The 788-nt window shown below is 55.2% G+C and carries 1 protein-coding gene and 1 pseudogene; one reads left to right on the forward strand and one right to left on the reverse strand.

Annotated features, from left to right (window positions below):
- Window positions 1-70 precede the first annotated feature (70 nt).
- Window positions 71-379 (forward strand): IS3 family transposase, encoded by a 309-nt coding sequence (locus tag AWB79_RS41145; protein WP_374728594.1) that lies wholly within the window; start codon window positions 71-73, stop codon window positions 377-379.
- A 117-nt stretch (window positions 380-496) separates the two neighbouring features.
- On the opposite strand, the pseudogene AWB79_RS40745 reads toward AWB79_RS41145, so the two are convergent.
- Window positions 497-788 (reverse strand): annotated as a pseudogene (locus AWB79_RS40745) (hypothetical protein); the annotation flags it as partial.

A 788-nucleotide genomic window follows, 5' to 3' on the forward strand; every position in this document is an offset into this window, starting at 1 on the left:
GACTCAACGCTTGACGGAGGTCGGACCATGACAAATCTTTAACTGCAAATCTGTCCGTCGGAGCGGGTCAATCTCATCCTTCTTTGGGACGCTCGAAGCAGAGCTTCTGTCGCGCGAACACTTCGCGACCCATGAACAAGCACGGAGGCGCATCTTCTCCTTCTTGGAAGGCTGGTACAACGTACGCCGCCTGCATAGCAGCATCGGATATTGTTCGCCGCTCGAATTCGAAAATCTGCACGCGAAGCTAGAAACCGTGTCGTCCTGCGGGTTGCCCACCGCCGGGCAGCATCGTGGTCGTGAGAAGCGACCCGCTGCCCGTCCGTGGACAACCCGCGACTCAACGCTTGACGGAGGTCGGACCATGACAAATCTTTAACTGCAAATCTGTCCGTCGGAGCGGGTCAATCTCACTCACACTCACGACCCGAAGCGGACCTTCCCGATACTTTACTGAAGGTCCGAAGTCGAAAGCAAACGGCCGTTTGGTGAGTGCTCAACTCGCGGGCTGCGCCTCCGGGAATTTCCACCTGCCGTCCAGGATGTCGGAATGCGGACGATACAACCGGACCATGTAGTTCCAGCCCGGGTTGATTGGCAGGCAGTTTGGAATGCTTCCATCACATCCACCAAACTGAATCAGGACAGATCCAGTCGCATCCTTCTTCGCCGTGACATTGTTGAGCGTGTAGGAATCGTATGGGTTCTTCTGGGGCGGCCTCAAATCTGAAGTGCAACACCTGTTTCGTATAAGGTGTTGCGATGCACGAAAGAACTCAGTATCAACA

The organism is Caballeronia hypogeia, from assembly GCF_001544875.2.
In the GTDB taxonomy this organism is placed as follows: Bacteria; Pseudomonadota; Gammaproteobacteria; order Burkholderiales; family Burkholderiaceae; genus Caballeronia; species Caballeronia hypogeia.